6 protein-coding genes and 1 pseudogene are annotated in these 5,699 nt (G+C 53.6%); 5 read left to right on the top strand and 2 right to left on the bottom strand.

Annotation, left to right across the window (positions count from 1 at the left end):
- From NCN04_RS07055 to NCN04_RS07045, 3 genes and pseudogenes are all read left to right on the top strand, one after another.
- A pseudogene (locus NCN04_RS07055) lies at positions 1-218 on the top strand (MFS transporter); the annotation flags it as partial.
- Positions 184-864: a Coq4 family protein gene (locus tag NCN04_RS07050; RefSeq protein WP_250395621.1), complete on the top strand. Its 681-nt coding sequence runs from the start codon at positions 184-186 to the stop codon at positions 862-864. The pseudogene NCN04_RS07055 and the gene NCN04_RS07050, both read left to right, overlap by 35 nt.
- Before the next feature lie 7 nt (positions 865-871).
- The gene (locus tag NCN04_RS07045) at positions 872-1,228 is read left to right on the top strand and encodes a hypothetical protein (RefSeq protein ID WP_250395620.1); all 357 of its coding nucleotides are present in this window, start codon (positions 872-874) and stop codon (positions 1,226-1,228) included.
- A gap of 326 nt (positions 1,229-1,554) precedes the next feature.
- Here the strand turns inward: NCN04_RS07045 and NCN04_RS07040 are convergent, their stop codons facing one another.
- Both NCN04_RS07040 and ychF read right to left on the bottom strand, forming a co-directional pair.
- Complete coding sequence (locus NCN04_RS07040; RefSeq protein WP_250395619.1) at positions 1,555-1,878, bottom strand: DUF8641 family protein; 324 nt, start codon at positions 1,876-1,878, stop codon at positions 1,555-1,557.
- Positions 1,879-2,151: 273 nt separating this feature from the next.
- Positions 2,152-3,243, bottom strand: a complete 1,092-nt coding sequence (gene ychF, locus NCN04_RS07035; RefSeq protein ID WP_250395622.1) for a redox-regulated ATPase YchF — start codon at positions 3,241-3,243, stop codon at positions 2,152-2,154.
- Between the two features lie 168 nt (positions 3,244-3,411).
- Between ychF and NCN04_RS07030 the strand changes: the two genes are divergently transcribed.
- Both NCN04_RS07030 and NCN04_RS07025 read left to right on the top strand, forming a co-directional pair.
- On the top strand, positions 3,412-4,587 hold the full coding sequence (locus NCN04_RS07030) for an efflux RND transporter periplasmic adaptor subunit (RefSeq protein WP_250395618.1): 1,176 nt from the start codon (positions 3,412-3,414) through the stop codon (positions 4,585-4,587).
- Positions 4,588-4,611: 24 nt separating this feature from the next.
- A partial coding sequence (locus NCN04_RS07025; RefSeq protein WP_284498653.1) for a 5'-3' exonuclease H3TH domain-containing protein occupies positions 4,612-5,699 on the top strand: 1,088 nt, incomplete at its 3' end.

Raw genomic sequence — 5,699 nt, 5'->3', positions numbered from 1 at the left:
GCTTTGCGTTCAGTGCCATTGCCGCACCTCTTTTAGCAGGTGCCCTTTTAGACCAGCAGGGTCACGGCTTGGTGCTTTGGTTGTTGATGGCTGGCACCTGCTTAGCAGTGGTGCCCCTGCTGAAGGCCGTTAGACCCCGCTACAAGCCAAATTTGAGTGGAAGCCCCATTGAGGAACCTCTAGATGTCAGGAACCCGAGAACTGCTGCGCTCCGTTAAAAATTTGCGCATCCTGCGCGAGATTGCAGTCAGCGATGGGGGACTCAAAGGGGTAGGTGACCTGATCGACAACTTCCTCGACAGTGAGGCGATGGCGGTTTCAATCGCGCGGTTTAAGGCCTTACCTGGCGGTGCAGACATGATGGAGCAGCGCTTCCCAGCCTTTCAGCCACAGATTGAGACGCTGGAGTTGCTTCCGGAAGGAACACTGGGCCGGGCTTATGCAGGAATGATTCGCCGCTTGAATTACGACGCTGACTTTTTCCGTCCCCGAGACACAAGCACAGACGCGCTCTGGCTCACTCAACGCATCGCCACCACCCATGACATTCATCACGTGGTCGCTGGGCTCAACACCCAAGTACAGGGAGAGTCAGCAGTGTTGGCAATCACCGCCAATCAGATTGGCTTCCCCGCCTACGTACTCCTCAACCTTCTGGCCAGTTTTAAGGCCTTCCGCTTGCAACCAACTGAATACGAAGCCATCAGTCGAGCCATTGCGCACGGACAGCGCATCGGCCTGCAGGCCAAGCCCCTCGTCTTACAGCGCTGGGAGGAAGGCTGGGAGAAACCTCTAAGCCAATGGAGAGAGGAACTCGCCATCCCTATGGCCACAGGCGAGACTTTCAGCGCGAACTACGAGTAAGCCCATGATGCCCCGCACAAATTTCCTTTGGATCGGCCTTGGTTTGATGCTGAATCAATCGATCCTTTGGACTGGGGCACAAGCCCAAATGTCCGAGCAAGACATGCGTCGAGGACTCGTGGGTCAATCTGCGTACGCAGCCTGCAAGATGATTCACGCTGACTACAGCCAAAAGCGTGCTGATCTCATCGTGGCAACCGCTATCAAAAAAAACAATTGGGAGTCCCAAAAGGGCTGGCTGAAGTCCTCACAAGCCACCCAAACCATCAAGCTGGTGAGTGAAGCCATGAACCAAGAATGCACAGATTTCAATCAAAACAGCACACAATTCATTCCAGCCATGGAGGCAATCGAAGCCCTTTGAGAACCAAACAGAATAAATATTCTGGCCTAAAATTTATCCAATAATTGTTTTCACGAAAGTCAGTTTATCGCCTTTCTCAAAGGAAGCTGAACTAGACCCAAACCACTGAAGAAACCAATTCTTCAACCAAGAAATACAATAAGCCTGTAGCAAAATGATCTACAACATAGACATCAAATCGATCTCGCGCCCAAAAAGATCAGACGTCCTGGGCGATGCAACGAGCATCAACCTCAAGGATGTGGTCAAGCCCAAGCTTGGCCTTGAAGGGGGATTGCAAGAAGAAAGCACGCAGAACCTTGAAACCAGTTGATCACGAATGAGCCTTACAGATAAGCCATAAGCAAACGACTGATCTCATGCAGGTTGATCGTTGTAAAGAAAACGCTAACCCCTACCATGTCCCAAAGTCGATAATGAAGATTGAAAGGGATGAGAAGCAACTGACAACCAAGATTGACGCACACACCAATCTCGGTATGCCCTTCAGCTAGGAACACATAAGAAACTATGGCCAAAGAAGCTCCCACACTTCTCAGCAAACCCAAAATCTGAGAGGATTTAACGCCAAACCATCCATGATCCAAAGGATTCCAACAAAGCGCAAAAGCAATACTGCCTTTTGAAGAGTTTTCATGTTCCTTAGACATGGGTCAAGAAGATGAAGTTCCTTTGATGACGACAGCATCGCCTGCTTAGCAATCAGATGTTCCGATTTCAATCAACGTGAACTGTGAGATTGATCACAAGGCCTATCGCTAATCAAACAAACGCACCTAGCTGAAATGCTCAATCACTTGAGCATTAGCCATGATTCCTAGCAATCACAAAGCTCAGCAAAAGGCTCATCGACCGTTTTAAAAGCTAAACTCCAAATCATACAATGTTTTTATTACTTAGGGAAATATTTTTTAAATCACAGTTTACACATTAAACAAAAATTCCATCACATCTCCTTCAGCCACGAGATAGTCCTTCCCTTCACTACGCAACCATCCCTTATTTCGGGCCTCTGACAAGGAGCCAGCCTCCAGCAACTTCTCCCAACCGATGGTCTGTGCACGGATGAATCCACGCTCAAAATCAGTGTGAATCACTCCTGCCGTTTGCGGCGCAGTCATTCCGGCACGGAAGGTCCAAGCACGTGTTTCTTTTTCACCTGTTGTGAAGTAAGTCCGCAAGCCTAATAATCGATAGGTGGCACGAATAAGACTGCGCAGGCCTCCTTCACTCACGCCGAGACCTTCCAAGTAATCAGCACATTCTTCATCACCCAACTCAACCAACTCGGCTTCTACCTGAGCAGAAATGCGGACGGACTCAGCACCTTCTTTCTCGGCAAGGGCCACAACCTCTTCGCAATAGGCATTGCCCGCAGCCAAATCGTCTTCACTCACATTGGTGGCATAAATAATCGGCTTGGCGGTAAGGAGTCCAAGCGGTTTGATCAGCAATGCCTCTTCATCAGTCAACTCAATGCTGCGGGCGGCGCCTCCGGCTTCGAGCACTTGTTGGATGCGCTCTAAAGCCTCATCTTCCACTTGCGCTTCTTTACTCGTGCGCATTTGCTTCTTCAGTCGCTCCCGTCGCTTTTCGATCTGAGAGAGATCGGCCAAACCAAGCTCCAGATTGATGACCTCTGCATCGCGAGCAGGTCCCACCGATCCAGACACGTGAATGACATCATCGTCTTCAAAACAACGCACCACGTGAACAATCGCGTCGACCTCACGAATATTGGAGAGGAACTTATTGCCCAAGCCTTCGCCTTGACTGGCCCCTTTGACCAGACCGGCAATGTCCACGAACTCCATCCGCGTGGGGATCAGCTCCTTACTCTGACTGAGGTCAGACAGCTTCTGGAGACGGTCATCGGGAACCGCCACGGTCCCCACATTCGGTTCAATCGTGCAGAACGGAAAGTTCGCAGCCTGAGCCTGCGCATTGGCCACTAGGGCATTGAACAAGGTGGATTTACCAACGTTGGGCAATCCGACGATTCCAGCTTTAAGCATGTGGGCAAATCTATCCACCGACCTTCAACCGCTTCTGCGCCCAACAACCCCGCTAAATACACGCTTGCACAACGGCAGCGTTACTGTGGCGTGCAAATTTCAAGCCGACATCTCGATTCACCCACGCACAGGCGAGACTATGTGTGAAGTTCTGATACAGGCGCTGTCATGGTCAGCCAACAACGGCAAACCCCATCACTCGCCAAGGACCATGACTTGACTTCTCTCACTCGCCTCAGCGGAGATCGACGACGACGCAAACGCTTGGTTATTGCTGCTGTGGCGGCAGCGCTTGTAGGCGGCGGAAGTCTGTTTTGGATGCTGAGCAGCAGTCGCAGCGGGGGTCGCGACCTCTCCGACTACACCGTTGAAGCCACCCGTGGCTCCCTTCCTGGTGTAATCACCGCTAGCGGCGAGTTAGAGGCGATTCGCCGCGTCAACGTGAGTCCAAAAAAGGGGGGGATACTCGAAGCTTTGCTCGTTGATGAAGGGGTCCGCGTTGAGGTGGGTCAGGTGCTCGCCCGCATGGACCGGGGTGATTTTCAGGACCGTCTGGACGAACTCATGGCTCTGTCACGTCAAGCCAAAGCCGACTACGACGCCAAAGCCTCTGACTACAAACGACGTCAGTCGTTATTTGAAAGCGGCGTGATCAGCGCAGCAGATCGGGATGATTACCGAGCCCGTTACCTCAGCAGCAAAGCCACCTTTGAAGCGACCCAGGAAAGAATCCAACAACGGGATGTTGAGGGTGATGAACTTTTAATCAGGGCGCCGTTCAGTGGTTTGATCACGGAGCGCTACGCCGAACCAGGCTCTTTCGTGACGCCCACCACCTCAGCATCCTCCTCAGCAGGCGCCACCAGCTCTTCGATCGTGGAGCTCTCCCAGGGCCTCGAAGTCACAGCAAAAGTGCCAGAAAGTGATATTGGTCGTATCCAAATCGGTCAAGTCGCAAACGTCCGCGTTGATGCCTTCCCTGATCGAAGCTTTTCCGCTGAAGTACGCGATATCGCACCGCGCGCTGAGAAAACCAACAACGTGATTTCCTTTGAGGTGGAACTCACGCTTCTGAATCCGCCTCCCATCCTGCGCATCGGCATGACCGCAGACGTGAACTTTCAAACCGGACGCACGGCTGAGAGCACCTTGGTACCCACCGTGGCAATCGTGACGGAAGACGGGAAACCAGGGGTTTTACTGGTGGGCAAGAACGATCAACCCACCTTCCAGGCCATCGAACTGGGCTCCAGCGGCGGTAGCCAGAGTGCGATTCTCTCGGGAGTGAAACCGGGAACCCGGGTGTTCATCGACTTGCCACCCTGGGCCAAACAGCGCGACTAATCCAGCCCACCCCTGCCGAAACCCATGAGCTCCACCTCCGATCAACCCCTGCTCCTGCTGGTGGATGGACACTCACTGGCATTCCGTAGTTTTTATGCCTTCAGCAAAGGTGGGGAGGGAGGACTGGCCACAAAAGAGGGAATTCCTACGAGCGTCACCTATGGATTCCTCAAGGCCCTGCTCGATAACTGCAAAGGGCTGAAACCCAACAGTGTGACGATCGCCTTCGATACGGCTGAACCCACCTTCCGCCACAAGGCCGACCCCAACTACAAAGCCCATCGCGACGTCGCACCCGCTCACTTTTTCCAAGACCTTGAGCAGCTCCAAGCGATTCTGAAGACGCAGCTAAAACTGCCCCTCTGCCTGGCGCCTGGCTTCGAGGCTGACGATGTGCTCGGCACCTTGGCTAACCGCGCAGCGGCTGATGGATGGAGCGTGCGCATTTTGAGCGGCGATCGCGACCTCTTCCAACTGGTCGACGACAGTCGCAACATCGCTGTCCTTTACATGGGCGGTGGGCCTTACGCCAAAAGCAGTGGCCCCACCTTGATCGATGAAGCCGGCGTTCAAGCCAAGCTCGGCGTAGTTCCCACCAAGGTGGTTGATCTCAAGGCTCTCACCGGAGACAGCTCCGACAACATTCCTGGAGTGAAGGGGGTGGGCCCGAAAACAGCGATCAGCCTTCTGAAGGACAACGAGGATCTCGACGGGGTGTATCGGGCCCTAGCCGAAGTGGAAGAGGAGGGGCCCAAAGCGAGTCGGGGAGCAATCAAAGGGGCGCTCAAAGCCAAACTTGCGACCGACAAAGACAATGCCTACCTGTCGCGGCACCTGGCTGAAATCCTGGTGGACATTCCGCTGCCAAAGGAGCCCAAACTCGACCTGGGAAGCGTTGACGGAGAGGGCCTGAGTGAGCGTCTTCAGGAGCTCGAGCTGAACAGCCTGGTTCGTCAGGTTCCCAACTTTGTGGCCACCTTTTCCACTGGTGGATTGGCGGCTAACGCCCACCTTCTCGCCAAAGCAGATGAGGAGACACGCACCGTCAAGGGTGAAGCCACAACATCAGCTCAACCATCAGGGCCCGAGGCGCCATCCGAGGTGTCGGCCAG

This window comes from Synechococcus sp. MU1655 (assembly GCF_023630655.1).
In the GTDB taxonomy this organism is placed as follows: domain Bacteria; phylum Cyanobacteriota; class Cyanobacteriia; order PCC-6307; family Cyanobiaceae; genus Synechococcus_C.
This window is presented reverse-complemented; position numbering and strand designations above follow the sequence as displayed.